This is a genomic window from Pseudomonas sp. GGS8 (assembly GCF_024168645.1).
In the GTDB taxonomy this organism is placed as follows: Bacteria; Pseudomonadota; Gammaproteobacteria; order Pseudomonadales; family Pseudomonadaceae; genus Aquipseudomonas.
Window position 1 is genome coordinate 2006978 of the sequence record NZ_JALJWF010000001.1, and the last position, 16087, is coordinate 2023064.

Annotated in this window: 13 protein-coding genes; 4 read left to right on the top strand and 9 right to left on the bottom strand. The window is 61.1% G+C overall.

Annotated elements, in window-relative coordinates; genetic code table 11:
- Positions 1-41 precede the first annotated feature (41 nt).
- Positions 42-182 (top strand): hypothetical protein, encoded by a 141-nt coding sequence (locus J3D54_RS08785; RefSeq protein WP_253417548.1) that lies wholly within the window; start codon positions 42-44, stop codon positions 180-182.
- Positions 183-230: 48 nt separating this feature from the next.
- Here the strand turns inward: J3D54_RS08785 and J3D54_RS08790 are convergent, their stop codons facing one another.
- The 9 genes from J3D54_RS08790 to tssA all read right to left on the bottom strand — a co-directional run bounded on the left by J3D54_RS08790 (position 231) and on the right by tssA (position 12323).
- Positions 231-2171 carry a type VI secretion system tip protein VgrG gene (locus tag J3D54_RS08790; protein WP_253417549.1) on the bottom strand — a complete coding sequence of 647 codons (1941 nt, stop codon included), beginning with the start codon at positions 2169-2171 and terminating at the stop codon, positions 231-233.
- A gap of 111 nt (positions 2172-2282) precedes the next feature.
- A complete protein-coding gene (gene tssH / locus J3D54_RS08795) occupies positions 2283-4961 on the bottom strand; it encodes a type VI secretion system ATPase TssH (RefSeq protein WP_253417550.1) in 2679 nt (892 codons plus the stop codon).
- On the bottom strand, positions 4954-6006 hold the full coding sequence (tssG, locus tag J3D54_RS08800) for a type VI secretion system baseplate subunit TssG (protein ID WP_253417551.1): 1053 nt from the start codon (positions 6004-6006) through the stop codon (positions 4954-4956). The genes tssH and tssG overlap by 8 nt, the downstream gene beginning before the upstream one ends.
- A complete protein-coding gene (tssF, locus tag J3D54_RS08805) occupies positions 5970-7829 on the bottom strand; it encodes a type VI secretion system baseplate subunit TssF (RefSeq protein ID WP_253417552.1) in 1860 nt (619 codons plus the stop codon). Before tssF ends, tssG begins: the two co-directional genes overlap by 37 nt.
- Positions 7826-8338, bottom strand: coding sequence for a type VI secretion system baseplate subunit TssE (gene tssE / locus J3D54_RS08810; protein WP_253417553.1), 513 nt, complete (start codon positions 8336-8338; stop codon positions 7826-7828). Before tssE ends, tssF begins: the two co-directional genes overlap by 4 nt.
- A gap of 275 nt (positions 8339-8613) precedes the next feature.
- Positions 8614-9102, bottom strand: a complete 489-nt coding sequence (locus J3D54_RS08815; RefSeq protein WP_253417554.1) for a type VI secretion system tube protein Hcp — start codon at positions 9100-9102, stop codon at positions 8614-8616.
- A gap of 90 nt (positions 9103-9192) precedes the next feature.
- Entirely contained in the window at positions 9193-10686 is a 1494-nt protein-coding gene (tssC, locus tag J3D54_RS08820) for a type VI secretion system contractile sheath large subunit (RefSeq protein ID WP_253417555.1), read from the bottom strand.
- A gap of 15 nt (positions 10687-10701) precedes the next feature.
- A complete protein-coding gene (tssB, locus tag J3D54_RS08825; protein ID WP_007894500.1) occupies positions 10702-11211 on the bottom strand; it encodes a type VI secretion system contractile sheath small subunit in 510 nt (169 codons plus the stop codon).
- 80 nt (positions 11212-11291) lie between these two features.
- Complete coding sequence (gene tssA, locus J3D54_RS08830) at positions 11292-12323, bottom strand: type VI secretion system protein TssA (RefSeq protein WP_253417556.1); 1032 nt, start codon at positions 12321-12323, stop codon at positions 11292-11294.
- Between the two features lie 404 nt (positions 12324-12727).
- On the opposite strand from tssA, the gene tagH reads away from it, so the two are divergent.
- The 3 genes from tagH (at position 12728) to tssK (ending at position 16084) form a co-directional block, all read left to right on the top strand.
- Positions 12728-14152, top strand: a complete 1425-nt coding sequence (gene tagH / locus J3D54_RS08835; RefSeq protein ID WP_253417557.1) for a type VI secretion system-associated FHA domain protein TagH — start codon at positions 12728-12730, stop codon at positions 14150-14152.
- 75 nt (positions 14153-14227) lie between these two features.
- Positions 14228-14734: a type VI secretion system lipoprotein TssJ gene (gene tssJ, locus J3D54_RS08840; RefSeq protein WP_253417558.1), complete on the top strand. Its 507-nt coding sequence runs from the start codon at positions 14228-14230 to the stop codon at positions 14732-14734.
- 15 nt (positions 14735-14749) lie between these two features.
- Positions 14750-16084: a type VI secretion system baseplate subunit TssK gene (gene tssK / locus J3D54_RS08845; RefSeq protein ID WP_253417559.1), complete on the top strand. Its 1335-nt coding sequence runs from the start codon at positions 14750-14752 to the stop codon at positions 16082-16084.
- Positions 16085-16087 lie beyond the last annotated feature (3 nt).

Sequence of the window (16087 nt, forward strand, 5' to 3'; positions counted from 1 at the left end):
CGATGGAGGGGAACCAGTATTTCCAGGGGCCAGGCAAACACTTGCAAATCGACCGTGCAACCTTTGAGCTGTTCAGGCGTGATCCGGATGCCGCACTGCTGTTTGTGGCGCGTTGCAGAAAGCGCGAGCTGGACGAGCTATTGATTGTCCAGCCGGGAACGAACCGCGGCACGGCCATCTGAGCGTCGAAAGGCAAGGGCGGTGAAGCCGGCGTTATTCCTTGCGTGAGCTCAGTGTTTGGCTTTTGCTGGGAATAATGCTTTTACCGCCGCATCAATCACACCCTTGATGCCTTTACCTTTGGGGTCCACTTCGCTTGCGCCTCCGGAGTTGAGGTCCAGGCGGCCGCCGGTGTCGATGTTGCCATTACCGCTGGCGTAGATATTGAACGCAGTGCCCGAAATATTGATCTCGCCACTGGCATTGAACTCCAGCACGCTCTTGCCACAGACCAGTCGAATTTGCGATCCCGCCTCCATGAGGTATTGGGTGCTGATACTGTCGCTCTTGGCTCCGCCTACATGCAAGGCATCGTTACGCTGTACCGCCCGCAGGCGGTCTTCACCGATGCGCACGGTCTCGTTGCGGTCAATATTCTTGCGGCGATCACGGCCAACCCAGTGGCTTTCGTCGCTCTCCACGGCGATGTCTTGATTGCGTTCGGCATGGATGTACAGCTGTTCGGCGCCTTTTTTATCTTCCATGCGGATTTCGTTGAAATTCGCTGGCGTGCCACCCTTACTGGAGCGGCTTTTAGTGCCGCTCTGGGTGGCATTAGCGGGCAATACATAAGGTACGGTTTGTTCCGCGTTATAGACGCGGCCGGTGATGATGGGTCTATCGGGATCACCCTCAAGAAAACTGACGATAACTTCCTGCCCGATGCGAGGAATTTGAATGCTTCCCCAGTTCTTGCCTGCCCAAGCCTGCGACACGCGAATCCAGCATGAGCTGTTTTCGTTGGACTGATCATGTCGGTCCCAATAGAAATGCACCTTCACCCGGCCAAACTGATCGGTCCAGATTTCCTCGCCTTTGGGGCCCACCACCAAGGCGGTCTGCGGGCCTTTGACGATGGGGCGGTGGGTGTTGGGCAGCGGACGGTAGCTTTGTTGGGCGTCGATGCAGGTCAGGCTGCTTTCGAACTGCGCCGAAGGCGCGCCACCACCGGTTTCCCCGCTTTCCTGAGAAATGTAATAGCGGGCGCCGACGATCAGGTATTCGCGGTTCTGGTCTTGGCGGCTGAAGCCCGTGAGGCTGAACAAATGACCCGAGCCCAGGCCCCGGGCGTTGCCTGAGAGCTCGACTTGTTCGTGCAGGGTCTGCAAGGCTTCGATGCGGGTGCGGGCGTAGTGCTCGCCGTCTTCGCTTTGCACATAGGTGCCGGGGTAGTCATACAGCGGATAATCGCCGGCGGTGTGCGGACGGGGCATGGCCGAGCGCACGTCGATACGCGCGCTGGGGCGCTGGAAATCATAGTCGTTGAGTTCCAGCGAACCCGGCTGGACTTCCTGGGCCAGGTGCCAATCGTGGATGTGATCGCGTTCGCGCTGCTGCTCATTCTTGGGGTAGTAGGGCACTGAGGCGTAGCCGGGCGCGCTGGCGTGAGCGCCGTAGGCATCGGCCAGCACCAGCACATGACGACCCTGTTCATGGCGGAAGAAGTAGTAGATCCCTTCCTGCTCCATCAGGCGGCTGACGAAATCGAAGCTGGTTTCGCGATACTGCACGCAGTATTCCCACTCGCGATAGGGCCGGCTCAGGGCGTCTTCGAAATCGGAAAAGCCGAGGTCGCGAAACACCTGCTTGATGATCTGCGGGATGGTCAGGTTCTGGAAAATCCGGCAATCGGAGGTGCGGGTCAGCAGCCAAAGCCAAGGCCGCAGCGTGACCTGGTAGCTGGCGAACTGGCCCTGGTCGACGTTCTGGCTGCAGCGGGCAACGATGCCATGGAAATAGCGCTCGCCACCGCCGTCCAGTTGCAGGCCCAGGGACATGGGTTTGCCGAGCAACTGGTTGAGATCGATCGCATTGTCCAGCGAGTGCAGCTGCAACTCATAGTTGAACAGCCGCCCCAGCTCTTCGCCGCCGCCCATGTCCTTGAGCAACAGCACATCCGGCCCCAGGGGGCTGGTGATCTTTGCCAGGCGTGAGAGTTGCTTGAATAGCATCAGTAATCCCGTAAACGCTTTAATCGCTGCACCGCTTTTCTAAGCAGAAACCGGATCAATTGTGGGAGCTGGCAAGCCACCAGCTCCCACATTGACCGTGTTCTGCTCAGGTCATGCGGCGTCGCTGAAGTCGTAGTGCAATTCGTTATCCCGGGCGCTGATCCGTACACCTGCCAGTGCCTTGCCTTCGAGCATGCGGGTGAGGAACTCACGGCTCATGTCCGGCAGCAGGCTGTTGGTCAGGATGGTGTCGATCATCCGCCCACCGCTTTCGGTCTCAGTGCAGCGGGAGACGATCAGGTCGATCACCGCGTCGTCGTAATCGAACGCCACTTTGTGGGTGTTCTCCACGCGTTTTTTGATGCGGTTGAGTTGCAGGCGGGTAATGGCCTTGAGCATCTCGTCGCTGAGCGGGTAGTACGGAATGGTCACCAGGCGGCCCAGCAAGGCCGGCGGGAAAATCTCCAGCAGCGGCTGGCGCAGGGCCTTGGCGATTTCTTCGGGCTCGGGCACGTTTTGCGGGTCTTTGCAGACCTGGGCAATCAACTCGGTGCCAGCGTTGGTGGTCAGCAGAATCAAGGTGTTCTTGAAGTCGATCACCCGGCCTTCGCCGTCCTCCATCACGCCTTTGTCGAAGACCTGGAAGAAGATCTCATGCACGTCCGGGTGGGCCTTTTCCACCTCGTCCAGCAGCACCACGCTGTAGGGTTTGCGCCGCACGGCTTCGGTCAGCACGCCGCCTTCGCCATAGCCGATGTAGCCCGGTGGCGCGCCCTTGAGCGTGGACACCGTGTGGGCTTCCTGGAATTCACTCATGTTAATGGTGATGACGTTCTGCTCGCCGCCGTACATGGCTTCGGCCAGGGCCAGGGCGGTTTCGGTCTTGCCCACGCCGGAGGTGCCGGCGAGCATGAACACGCCAATCGGTTTGCTCGGGTTGTCGAGGCCGGCGCGGGAGGTCTGGATGCGCTTGGCGATCATCTGCAAGGCGTGGTCCTGGCCGATGATGCGTTTCTTCAAGTGCTGGTCGAGGTTGAGCACGGTTTCCAGTTCGTTACGGGCCATGCGGCCTACCGGAATGCCGGTCCAGTCGGCGACTACCGAGGCCACGGCCTGGTAATCCACGGTCGGCAGGATCAGCGGGGTTTCCCCTTGCAGGGCGCTGAGACGCTGTTGCAGGTCCACCAGTTTTTCGCGCAAGGCGTGGCTGGTCTCGCTGCCGTCCTCGCTGTCCACCACGCCGACGCGTTCACGCAGGGTGGCGCGGGTGGCGAGCAGTTCGTCCACCAAGGTTTTTTCTTCAGCCCAGCGGCTTTCCAGCTCGACCAGGCGTTCGCGCTCAGCGCTTAGCAGGCTTTCGCACTGGGTATTGCGGGTGCCGATACCAATGCCGATGGCATGTTCGCGGGCGATGATCTGCAGCTCGGTTTCCAACGCTTCGATGCGCCGACGGCTGTCGTCCACTTCGGCCGGCACGGCATGCAGGCTGATGGCAACGCGGGCACAGGCGGTGTCCAGCAGGCTCACGGATTTGTCCGGCAACTGGCGCGCCGGGATGTAGCGGTGAGACAGCTTGACCGAGGCTTCCAGGGCTTCGTCGAGGATCTGCACCTGGTGATGTTTTTCCATGGTCGAGGCCACGCCGCGCATCATCAGCAGCGCCTTGTCTTCCGACGGCTCGGCCACTTGCACCACCTGAAAACGACGGGTCAGGGCCGGGTCTTTTTCAATGTGCTTCTTGTACTCGGCCCAAGTGGTGGCGGCCACGGTGCGTAACGTGCCCCGGGCCAGGGCCGGTTTGAGCAGGTTGGCCGCGTCCCCGGTGCCGGCAGCGCCACCGGCACCTACCAAGGTGTGGGCTTCGTCGATAAACAGGATGATCGGCTTTGGCGAGGCCTGGACGTCTTCGATGACCTGGCGCAGGCGCTGTTCGAATTCACCTTTCATGCTCGCACCGGCCTGCAACAGGCCGACGTCGAGGCTACGCAGTTCCACGTCCTTGAGCGCCGGCGGCACGTCACCGGCGACGATGCGCAGGGCAAAGCCTTCGACCACCGCGGTTTTACCGACACCGGCTTCACCGGTCAGAATCGGGTTGTTCTGCCGACGACGCATGAGGATGTCCACCAGTTGGCGGATCTCTTCGTCACGGCCGACAATTGGGTCAAGCTTGCCGCTGCGGGCCTGCTCGGTGAGGTCGACGGTAAAACGCTTGAGCGCTTCCTGCTTGCCCATGGCGCTGGGGGCCATGGCACCACTGGCTTCACCGGGCACGCTACCGGCGTTGAAACCATCGCTGGCGCTGAGGGCATTTTCCGGCGAGTCGCCGACGTATTCGTCAAAACGCTCGCTCAGGGCCTCGACCTTGATCTTGTCGAACTCAGCCGACAGTCCCAGTAACCCATGGCGCAGGCTCGGCGTCTTGAGGATGCCCAGCACCAGATAACCGGTACGCACCTGGCTTTCGCCGAACATCAGGCTGCCGTAGACCCAGCCCCGTTCCACGGCCTCCTCCACATGGGAGGACAAGTCAGTGATTGACGTCGAACCCCGTGGCAAACGGTCCAGGGCTTCGGTCAGGTCACGGGCCAGGCGTGCCGGCTCGATATTGAACTGGCGGATGAGGCGGTGCAGGTCCGAGTCCTGCAATTGCAGCAACTGATGAAACCAGTGGGCCAGTTCCACATAAGGGTTACCGCGCAATTTGCAGAACACGGTGGCGGCTTCGATGGCTTTGTAGGCCACGCTGTTGAGTTTGCCGAACAACGCGGCGCGACTGATTTCACCCATGCTCATGGCTCCTTGAGGTCTGTGAGGTGTTGGCCTGCTCGGCGTAATGCCGGGCCAGTATTAAATCCTTGGCATCTGTTTCGGGCCGACCCAGCCAGGTATTGAACCCCAGACGGAAGCGGCCATTGAGTTGCAGCGCCGGTACTTCGGGCTGTTCCAGGATCAGGTTCAAGTCCCAGTCCAGTTCATGGCCCAGGTATTCGGCCACCCAGGCCACCAGCTCATTGAAGGGTTGACTGCCGGGCAGCATGCCCATGTAGTCATCGAGCTTGAGCGGCCCCAGGCGAATGCGGAATTTGTGCTGGCGATCCCAGACGTAACGGCCCAGGCAAAAATCCACGCCCAATTGATGGGCGCCGACGCCCACGCGGCTGCGCTCCGGCAGCTCAAGCCATTGGCCGACGTACTCTTCGATCTCCACCGGCAGGCCGAAGTACTCGCTGATAATGGCTTTCAAACCGTCCGGGTAGCGGGTCTGTGCCGACAGATGGCCGCTGTAATGGAGCTTCGCGGTGTCGGAGATCAACCCTTGTTTGAGCAGGCTCGGCATGCCTCGACCGCTCAGCGCTGCCAGACGTGCCGACCAGTAGTCATCGTCCGGGCGATCATGGCTGACTGTCGGTCGCGCTTCGGCCCAGGCCCGGTAAAACAGGCTCAACAGGCGATGATGGAACACATCCAGAAAGCGTTTGCTGGTGCTGTCGGCGTTGTTGCGCTGGCGTTCGCGCACATATTCGGTGAGGTGCAACGGCAACGGGCCGTTGGGGCCGCCGAGGCCGAAAAAGAATTGCTCCAGGCGCGCCGGCGAACCGTCGATGCCCGGTTGCACCGAGGCCAGGGTCGAGGGGGCGAAGGTGCAATCGGCCTGTTGCCCAAGGCGCAAGGGGTCATCGGCCAGGCGCAACGAATGGCCCAGGCGCGGAAGCTCAGGCGATTCGCACTCGATGCGCCGTAATGCCTGGAAGAAGTCGTATTCCCAGGGCTCCTGATGCATCGCGTCCAGGGTGCTCACAGGGTCGGACGGCGTCCGGGTTTGGCTTTCCATCGCATGATCTCGCCGCGCTCGGTGGTACGGATCACCGTCTCGGTAAAACTGTTGATCGACACGTAACGTGCCAGGAAGCGCTCGAACACTGCACCGAGCAAGAAGACCCCGGTGCCGCGAAACGCGTTTTCATCGAATTCCAGGGTGATCTCCAACCCACGGCCAAACACGATCGGACCCGGCATCGGCAAGCGTCGGGTACAGGCCTTGCTGCTGACTTCGCGCAGGCCTTCGATCTGCAACTGCAAGGCTGCGTCATTGTCGTCGCCATACAGACGCAGCAGCTCGCGCAGGGCGGCGGCGCCCTGGCCTTGTTCGCTGAGGGACAAGTAGTTCAGCGAAAGCTGGCTGATCAACCGCCAGGCCTTGGCGTCGTGGGCATGGCTGGCGCGTGGGCGGCTCGGGCCTGCCACGCAGCGTACAGCCGCTACCGGCGCGCTGTCGGCCAGGGTGAAGTCGGTCTTGCTGTTGCCCACGCTCATGAACAGCGGCAGGTCGCGGTTGGTGCACAACGCCGTTACGCCCAATTGGCGCAGGTCGTGGCGATAGGGCGCTTGCTGGCTGTCCACCAGACTGACGAAGGTTTCGCTGCCGATGTAAGTCGAACGTGGGCCGTTGCGCCGCTGGCCGCTGGACAGCATGCGGGGTTCGCGCCGCACCGTGTAATACGCCTGATCGCGGCCATAGCGAGACGGATCGCGGACGGCATAGAACGGCAAAAAAGGCTGTTCCGACCCGGTGCCATGGCCGGTGAGGGCGGTCAGGGAATGAATCTCGAAATCCATCGGCCGGGTACGGTCGGCGATCACATGGTGTTCATTCACCCGTTCCGACAGGTGGATGCGGTCCAGGCGCTTGGGAAACAAGTTGATTGCCGGGGTGCAGAACGGCAGGAACTGTGCGGCACCGACGCTGCCTTCCAGGCTCGGATCATGACGGTCGAACAGCACGATCAATTCCAGTTCCTGGCCCTTGCAGCGTTTGACCGCCCGGCCCAACCCGGTGAAGTCGACAAACAGAAAGCGGCGGGGCAGGGCGAAGTATTCCTGCAACAGGCGATAGCCCTGGAAGGCTCGCGAGACCACGGGCAACGCGGCGTCGGCATCGTCGAATCCCACGGAACGCAGTGCATCCTGCGGCAGGCGCTCCACCCAATCGCCGCCGGGCTGACGGGCGAAGACGGCGCAGGCATTGCCCAGCAGCTGTTCGTAGAGGCGAAAGGGCTGCTCGTCTGCACCGTTGAGGTACAACGGCAGGTTGTCCAGGGCCAGGCCGTTGAACGGCAGTTCGGCACCGGTGCGCAGCGTCAGGCGCAGGCCGGCCTTGGCCTTGGGGGCGCTGGCGGCCAGCCGCCCGAGCACGGCGGACGGGTTGCCGAAGTACTCGGCCTGGCTGACCTGCAACGGCCACAACGTCACCGCATGGGCGGTGCGGTACTCGCAGCAGGTTTGGCTTTCGCGACCCAGGGCGGCGCGCAGGACCGTGTCCCGGGGCAGCGGGAAGCCGCTGCTCAGCGAGCCTTCATCAGGGTCGGCCTGCAATTGCACCACGGTCATCGACGGAGTCGGCGCCAGGTAATGTGGGTATGCGATTTCCAGCAGGTTGTGAGTGAAGGTCGGGTATTCGGCATCGAGCTTGAGTTGTACCCGCGCTGTCAGGTAGGCGAACCCTTCCAGCAAGCGCTCGACATAGGGATCGGCGCAGTCCATGCCGGACAACGTCAGCCGACTGGCGATTTTCGGGTATTCCTGGGCGAACTCCGCCGCGCTTTCGCGCACGTGGTGCAATTCCTGGTTGTACAGCTCCAGCAGGCGCGGGTTCATGAGTGTCTCCGTTGTTCGGCGTTGACCACTCGCACATGCCCGGATTCCAGGTCCAGGTCGGTTTGCAGCATCAGGCGCAGCGGCACTGGCTGGGCCCAGAGATCGCCTTCGATCTCGAAACTCAGGGCGTTGTGATTCATCTCGGCAGATGCCCGGGCCCGCACGCGCAGGGTATGGCGCAGAATCCGCGGTTCGAACGTGGCGATGGCCTGGTGGATCATTGCCTCAAGCGCCGCGATATCGACGTTCGACGCACTGTTGCCGGCCAGGGCCGGCAGTCCGAAGTTGACCACTGAAGTACCGGCCGGTGTGTGCAGCGTCGCATCGGCGCTGAGCAATGACGTGGTGTTGAGCAGCCAAGCCAGGTCCCGCAGCACCGAAGCTTTGAGTTGGGTCAGGGATAGCACGCGCTTGTCGGCGCTTTCCTTGAGGTTGCTCGGGTCGTCGTCGGTCAACCGATCCAGCAGGGACGGTTGCAGGCGATCGCGGGTGGCGATGTCGGTTACCACGAAAAAAGGCCCACGAAATTTTTCTGGTCAACGGCGCCTAGCATGCAACGACCGCCGTTTGTCCGGCACAGGCATAAAGGCCCAACAGCGGACAGCTCGACAAGAGGGATAGCAGAGTTCGTTTGATCATTTCGGTTCCCAGAACCAGACCAGCTTTGAGCGATGCGCTTGGTCGCGAAGTCGCCTGTGACCCTGCCGCGATTCCATAGATCGATAGGGTCGCCGCTACGCGCCTTCAAGCCCCCCCCGACGCATAACGTCGGGGGTGCCTTCGATTACGCCTTGACGTTCTGACGGATGTTCCAGCCGAACTTGATCGGCCCGCCGTCCTTGGTGCCGTCGGCTTTCTGCGGCTGGTAGTCCACCAGCACCTTGGCGAAGTTCAGGGTGACGTTTTCGGTCAGACGATCATCGCTACCCGAGCCGCCGGTGCTCAGGGACGTGATCAGTACTTCTTCCAGGTTGATGATCATGTACTCGACCTGGCTTTCGCCGCCGGCCTTGCGCACGGTCAGTTTGACCTTGTCGATATGCTTGCCGGCGGCGCAGTGCATCATCAGGTTCGGCGAAGCCTTGTCGACATACTTGGTCAGCGACAGGTCCTGGACATTCACCTTACCCGCGCCACCGCCACCACCAACGTGCATATTGCCGGACTGAGACATGCCCCAGCTCCAGTTCAAGACGTCGATTTCGTCCTTGTGGGCCTTGTCCATGGACTCGCCCTTGATGTCGCCGATCTTGATGAAAATATCAACAGCCATGTTTTCTCCCTGTGTGGTCTCTACCACATTGTGTTTTGCTGATCGTTCCCACGCAGAGCGTGGGAGCGATCACATTCGTGCAGCGGGTCTTTATGCGCCCTTGGCCGAAGGCAGCTTGGATACCAGGCGCAACGACACAGTCAGACCTTCGAGCTGATAGTGCGGGCGCAGGTAGAACCTGGAGTTGTAGTACCCCGGGTTGCCTTCCACCTCTTCGACAATCACTTCCGCCGCCGCCAATGGGTGCTGGGCCTTGGTGGTTTCGGTGGAGTGCGCCGGGTCACCGTCGACGTAGTTGAGGATCCAGTCCTGCAACCAACGCTGCATTTCGTCCTTCTCTTTGAAAGAGCCGATCTTGTCGCGCACGATGCACTTCAAGTAATGAGCGAAACGGCAGGTGGCGAACAGGTATGGCAGACGCGCGGCCAGGTTGGCGTTGGCGGTAGCATCCGGGTCGTCGTACTCGGCCGGTTTTTGCAGCGACTGGGCGCCGATGAACGCAGCGAAGTCGGTGTTTTTCTTGTGCAGCAGCGGCATGAAACCGTTCTTCGCCAGTTCCGCTTCACGGCGGTCTGAAATGGCGATTTCGGTCGGGCACTTCATGTCCACGCCACCGTCGTCGGTCGGGAAGGTGTGTGCCGGCAAGTTCTCCACTTCACCGCCAGACTCCACGCCACGAATGCGCGAACACCAGCCAAAGTGTTTGAACGAGCGGTTGATGTTTACTGCCATCGCGTAAGCGGCGTTGGCCCAGGTGTACTTGGAGCTGTCGGCACCGTCGGTGTTTTCTTCGAAGGCGAAGGCTTCCACCGGGTCGGTCTTGGCACCGTACGGCAGGCGTGCCAGGAAGCGCGGCATGGTCAGGCCGATGTAACGCGAGTCTTCCGATTCACGCAGCGAGCGCCAGCCGGCATATTCCGGGGTGGTGAAGATTTTGGTCAGATCGCGCGGGTTCGACAGTTCCTGCCACGAGCCCATGCCCATCACGGTCGGCGATGCGGCGGCAATGAACGGCGAGTGCATGGCGGCGCAGACTTTCGACAGTTCGCCCAGCAACTCGACATCCGGCGGCGACTGATCGAAGTAGTAATCGCCTACCAGGCAGCCGTAAGGCTCGCCGCCGAACTGGCCGTACTCTTCTTCGTACATCTTTTTGAAGATCGGGCTCTGGTCCCACGCGGTGCCCTTGAATTTCTTCAGGGTCTTGTGCAGGTCGGTCTTGGAGATGTTGAGCACGCGGATCTTGAGCTGCTCGTCGCTCTCGGTGTTGTTGACCAGGTAGTGCAGGCCACGCCAGGCGCTTTCCAGTTGTTGGAAGTCCGGATGATGGATGACCTGATTGACCTGGGCGGTGAGCTTGGCGTCGATGGCGGCAATGATCGACTCGATCGACTTGATCGCATCGTTAGACACCAGGTCGGTCTGCGCCAGGGCCTGTTCGGCCAAGGTGCGCACGGCGGTCTCGACGGCTTCGCGGGCGCGTTCGGTCTTGGGTTTGAATTCTTGCAGCAGCAGGGAGGCGAACTCACTGGCTTCTTCGGTGGTGCCCAGTGTCTGGGCGTCTGCACGTACTGGATCGGTCATGATCATTCGTCCTGATTAAGCCTGAGGCTCGGCGGGCTTGGGCGCACTGGCAAGTGCCTGGAGTAGCGCCGGATCCTTGATGGCCTTCATGATGATTTCTTCGGCACCAGTCTTGCCGTCCATGTAGGTCAGCAGGTTGGCCAATTGAGTGCGCGCTTCGAGCAGCTTGTTCAGCGAGTCGACCTTGCGTGCCACGGCGGCCGGGCTGAAGTCGTCCATGCTTTCAAAGGTGATGTCCAGGCTCAGGTTGCCTTCGCCGGTCAGCTCGTTGGGCACGTGGAACGCGACGCGTGGCTGCATGGCCTTGAGGCGGGAGTCGAAGTTATCCACATCCACTTCAAGGAACTTGCGATCGGCCACAGGTGCCAGAGGCTCGGCGGGCTTGCCGGCGAGGTCAGCCATAACCCCCATCACGAAGGGCAACTGAACCTTTTTCTCGGCGCCGTAAAGCTCGACGTCGTACTCGATCTGCACTCGAGGCGCACGGTTGCGCGCGATGAATTTCTGAGAACTTTGCTTCGCCACGTTGCTGCTCCTGGTCGCTCAAGCGACGGTGTTGGCGTCATCGGCGGTGCCGGTGACGTGACTGCGTGATCCGTACGCTTTTATTCGCTGTCTGGTCCGCGCAGGTTTTCAAATTGGCTCATGCCGTCGGGAATCAGGTTGCGCACGATCGCCGCGAAGTCGGCGTGCACCAGATTCTTCGCCCGGTTCAACAGCACCGGCAGCGGGCTGGAGGGCTCATGACGGGTGTAGTACGCAAGAATCCGGTCCAGGCTGCGCAGCACGTCATCGCGGTTATTGATTTCGCCGCTGCTGGCGTTGGCGTTGCGCGGCGCGCTTGGCGCGGTGGGGTATTCAACCGGCTCGGCACTGTCGTCGCTGATGGCATCGGGCAGGGGGCTGTCGCCGCTCTGCGGGGCGAACTGGCCGAGAATCTGCAGGGCCATTTTGAGCGGTTGCTTCAACGGGCCAAGGTCAATGCCTTGGGCGGAGCCGACTTGTTCGCTGACGTGTTGCTCGATGGCCTCGGCAACGTTGCGGGCCTCGTGCAAGGCGGCGCGGGTAATTTCCAGCTGCTCGGGATCGCTGTCCAGGAACGCCCCGGCAAGCTGCTCGGCGCCGAGGTTTTCGTCAGGGAAGCTTTGCAGGCCGCTGGCGTTGGCGGCGGCGCGCAGGCTGACAGCGCCAAAGGTTCGCGAACGGGCCAGGATACTTTCGCGCAGCAGGCGAATGGTGGCATCGGACGCCAGGCCGGCGAGGGCGTTGATGCGCACGGTGGGATCGTTGTCGTCTTCGGCATCCAGGCGTGGATGCAGGTCGGCCCAGTATTGCTTGAGCAATTCGCTGATCAGTGTCAGGACGCGAGCCAGGCCGGTGACACCTTCCAGGGCAAGGGAGCTTTGCAAAAGGAAATGGGTGATACGCAGGTCTTTGCTGCGTTGCAACAAATCCAGGCTCTGCTGCTGGATGCTGCGCCATTCAGGGGGGGCGGCAGGCAATATCGAATCGCCCATGCTGCGCTCGGGCTGGCCTTGGGAATCGCGTTCCAGGCGCAAAAAGTCCGCGTCGTATTCCAGATCTTCGCCACAAGGCGAAGTCGCGGAAACGGCGGCAAGCAGCGAAGGCACTTCCACTGAAATTGATCTCCCTATCGCCCGCGACAGAGTCGGGCAGTTCACACGATAGTTCCAAGTGGAACTTCGCATGTTTCCTTGCGTGTAATGGCCCTTTGGAATCTCTATGATCTCAATGTGCCATCATGCTATTTAAGAAAGTTGTGCATTTTTGGTGTAGTACTTATGGCTTGTCAAGGTAAGCTATTTCTCCTGTGTGACAGATGTGAGGTGCTTAACAACCCTCGCGACCGGTAGGTCTAGGAAGGTACTGACGCAGGTTTTTTGTCACGTAAGCCGGTTAAGATCAGCAAAAATGCTGGTAAAAAGCCGTTTTTTAGGTTGTTTGCAAGGTTTTTCGGCGAGTTCCGCGGGAATTGATCCGCTCATTCGCCGGCGCGCAAAGTGTGCAGCAAGGAGGCGAGATGCCGCTGTGTTTGACTATCACTAGTTATCACAAGATTACCCCTGGTCAATGCTCTGAAAAATCCATGGATCGGGGAGTGTTGGCAATCGGCCGTAATTCTGATAACGACTGGGTATTGCCCGATCCAGAGCGCTTGGTTTCCGGAAAGCATTGCGTTATTCAATATAAAGATGGCCGGTATTATTTAACCGATAACAGTACTAATGGTGTGGAATTGGTTAAGGCCGGCATTCGTCTGCGCAAAGGAAACAGCGAGCCATTGCAAGATGGGGAAGTTATCCGCATCGGTGATTATGAAATCCAGGCGCGCATCGATTTCAATCTGCCTGTGACCGACAGCAACCCGTTTGCCGATTCGTCCAACAGCTTCGAGGCTCTGATGGGGCGTCAGGGCGCCGTCGTGGCTACGCCGACATCGTCGCCCATGACACCACCTGCACATTTCCAGGGTGTGTCGGCCATGGACACGCTGCCGGATTTGTTCGATTTTCTGGCACCGACCACCGTCCCTCCGGCCACCCAGTCCGACCATGTCCCGGCAGAGCAGCACGACTTCCGCCCACCGACCCCGATCCCCAACCCGACGCCCATGGCCGAGCCTGTGCCGCTGGCGTCGGCCCCAGCCCCGGTGATTCCGGAAGATTGGGACCTGTTCAGCGACAAGCCCGCGCCAGTGGCGGTTGCGCCCCTGCCTGTCGCCCCCTTGCCTGTTGCAGAGGTTGCGCCGCCGGCGCCTCAGGTCAGCGTACCGATCGAGCCGTCACTACGGCACGAACCACCCGTGGCCATCGTCGAGCATCCGGTCAATCCGCCCGGCCCGGCCGACCCTGCTCAACCCGATCTGTTGCAAGCCTTTCTGCGCGGTGCCGGGTTGGATCAGCTGCGCCTGGACAAGGCCCAGGCCGAAGCGCAGATGGAAAACATCGGCCGCAGTTATCGGCTGATGGTCGAGGGCCTGATCGATGTCTTGCGCGCCCGCAGCAGCCTCAAGGGCGAGTTCCGCATTCAGCAGACGATGATTCAACCGGTGGAAAACAACCCGCTGAAATTCGCTCCCAACGTCGATGAAGCCTTGCTGTTGCTGTTGCGTCACAGCAATCAGGCGTTCATGGCGCCAGACCTGGCGGTGCGCGACAGCTTCGATGACTTGCGCGCCCACCAGTTGGCGGTGATGGCCGGTGTAGAGGCGGCGATCAAACATCTGTTGACGCGCTTCGAGCCCTCGCAACTGGAAGAGCGCATGGGCAAGCCCGCTGGCCTGTCGAGTATTTTCAATGGCTCGCGACAAGCCCAGTACTGGCAGCAGTTCACCGAGCTTTACAGCAATATTTCCCGTGAGGCCCAGGAGGATTTCCAGGACCTGTTTGGTCGGGAATTCAGCCGCGCCTACGAAGAACACAGTACCCGGCAGCGCCGCCGCTGAGCGTCGCCGTTGCATAACGGCATTCAGAGCAAAGAACGGAACAACGGATAGCTGAAACGTCATTGAGGACGCAGGATGATTCACAGGTTTTTACTCGCAGTCGCCACCGCGCTTCTGCTGACCGCATGTGCCAGGGAGACGGCCAAACCCCAGGCCGAAGAGGCTGAGGCCGACACGGCCGCCGTCGAGTTGCACTTTCACGCCATCGCCGGGCTCAACCCAGGAGCCACGGGCCAGCCGGCCCCGGTCCGGGTGCGCATTTTCGAATTGAAAAATGCCGCCACCTTCGGTCGTTCCGATTATTTCGCCCTGGCCGAACGAGCCCAGGCGACGCTCGGTGCGGATCTGATCGACCAGGACGAAGTGCTGATCCAGCCAGGCCAGCAGTTGAGCCTGCAGCGTGACCTCGATCCGGCCACCCGCCATATCGGTGTGCTGGTGGGGTATCGCGAGTTGGATCAGTCGTTGTGGCGCACGGTGATTAACGTCCCGCCGCGCCAATACACCGAATACCAGATCAGCCTCGACGTGCGAGCCGTGCGCAGCGCCGTCGCGGTTCCCCCATCCAGCCCTGCCCAATAAGCAATCGGAGCCCCCATGTCCTGGAACAATCGCGTGGTCTGGTCGGAAGGCATGTTCATTGGAACGCAGCACTTCCAGCAGCATGACCGTTACCTGGAGAACCTCATCGACGCCCGGAGTCGCCCATTGTCGGCCGGGGCCTGGGGGTTTTCTGAGTTGCTGATCGACCAGGGCCTGCTGGCCCAGGGCAAACTGGCGATCATCTCGGCGCGGGGCCTGTTGCCAGACGGCACGCCATTCAACATTCCCCAGGATGACCTGGCGCCGAGCCCGCTGAATGTCGATGGCAACCTGCGCGATGGTTTGGTGTACCTGGCCTTGCCGCTCAAGCGCGCCGGTGCGCGTGACACCGTTGACGAAGGCGAGGCTCTGGGCGCTGCGCGTTATGTGAGTCAGGTGCGCGAAGTACGGGACGACAACGCGCCGTTCGAAAACCAGGCGCCGGTGGCCGTGGGTTCGAGGGCACTGCGATTATTGGTCGCCCAGGATGGCATCAGCGACTACGCCGCCATCGGCCTGGTGCGGATCAAGGAGAAACGCGCCGACCGTGCCTTGGTGCTCGACGACACTTACATTCCGCCGCTGCTGGATGTGGTCGCCTCCAATCCCCTGGCCGCGTTTCGCAGCGAGCTATTGGGCCTGCTTCATCAACGCGGCGAAGCCCTTGCCGGGCGGGTGGTGGCGTCCGGAGCCGGCGGCGCCTCGGAGATTGCCGACTTCATGCTGCTGCAACTGGTCAACCGCGCCCAACCGCTGATTCAGCACTTGAGCCGGTTGAGTCCGTTGCACCCCGAACGGTTCTACAGCGAGCTGGTGAGCCTGGCCGGAGAGTTCTCCACCTTTACCGCTTCCGGGCGACGACCGCAGGAGTACCCGCAGTACCAGCACGATGACTTGGCGTTGAGTTTTGCGCCGGTGATGCAAGCCCTGCGTGAGGCGCTGTCGATGCTGATCGACAGCAAGGCCACGCCGATTCCGATTGTCGAAAAAGCCTACGGCATTCATGTGGCCATGCTGGCCGACAAGACCCTGCTCGACAACGCCAGTTTTATCTTGGTGGTGCGCGCCGATGTCCCTGCCGAGACCTTGCGCAGCCGCTTCGGCCTGCAGAGCAAAATCGGCTCGGTGGAACACATTCGCGATCTGGTCAACCTGCAATTGCCGGGTATCGGCTTGGTGCCGATGCCGGTGGCGCCACGGCAGATTCCCTATCACGCCGGCTCCACCTATTACGAACTCGACCGGGGCAGCGAGCATTGGCAACAACTGGCCAACTCCGGCGGTTTTGCATTCCACATCGCGGGCCAGTTCCCGGGGCTGAACCTGGCTTTCTGGGCGATCCGAGGATAAACC

What these genes read in the sequence shown, in the direction of transcription:
- tssH (WP_253417550.1), bottom strand. Translation starts at nt 4,961, where the DNA reads ATGGGTGAAATCAGTCGCGCCGCGTTGTTCGGCAAACTCAACAGCGTG.
- tagH (WP_253417557.1), top strand. Translation starts at nt 12,728, where the DNA reads ATGCCGCTGTGTTTGACTATCACTAGTTATCACAAGATTACCCCTGGT.
- tssJ (WP_253417558.1), top strand. Translation starts at nt 14,228, where the DNA reads ATGATTCACAGGTTTTTACTCGCAGTCGCCACCGCGCTTCTGCTGACC.
- tssG (WP_253417551.1), bottom strand. Translation starts at nt 6,006, where the DNA reads ATGGAAAGCCAAACCCGGACGCCGTCCGACCCTGTGAGCACCCTGGAC.
- J3D54_RS08815 (WP_253417554.1), bottom strand. Translation starts at nt 9,102, where the DNA reads ATGGCTGTTGATATTTTCATCAAGATCGGCGACATCAAGGGCGAGTCC.
- J3D54_RS08790 (WP_253417549.1), bottom strand. Translation starts at nt 2,171, where the DNA reads ATGCTATTCAAGCAACTCTCACGCCTGGCAAAGATCACCAGCCCCCTG.
- tssC (WP_253417555.1), bottom strand. Translation starts at nt 10,686, where the DNA reads ATGACCGATCCAGTACGTGCAGACGCCCAGACACTGGGCACCACCGAA.
- tssK (WP_253417559.1), top strand. Translation starts at nt 14,750, where the DNA reads ATGTCCTGGAACAATCGCGTGGTCTGGTCGGAAGGCATGTTCATTGGA.
- tssF (WP_253417552.1), bottom strand. Translation starts at nt 7,829, where the DNA reads ATGAACCCGCGCCTGCTGGAGCTGTACAACCAGGAATTGCACCACGTG.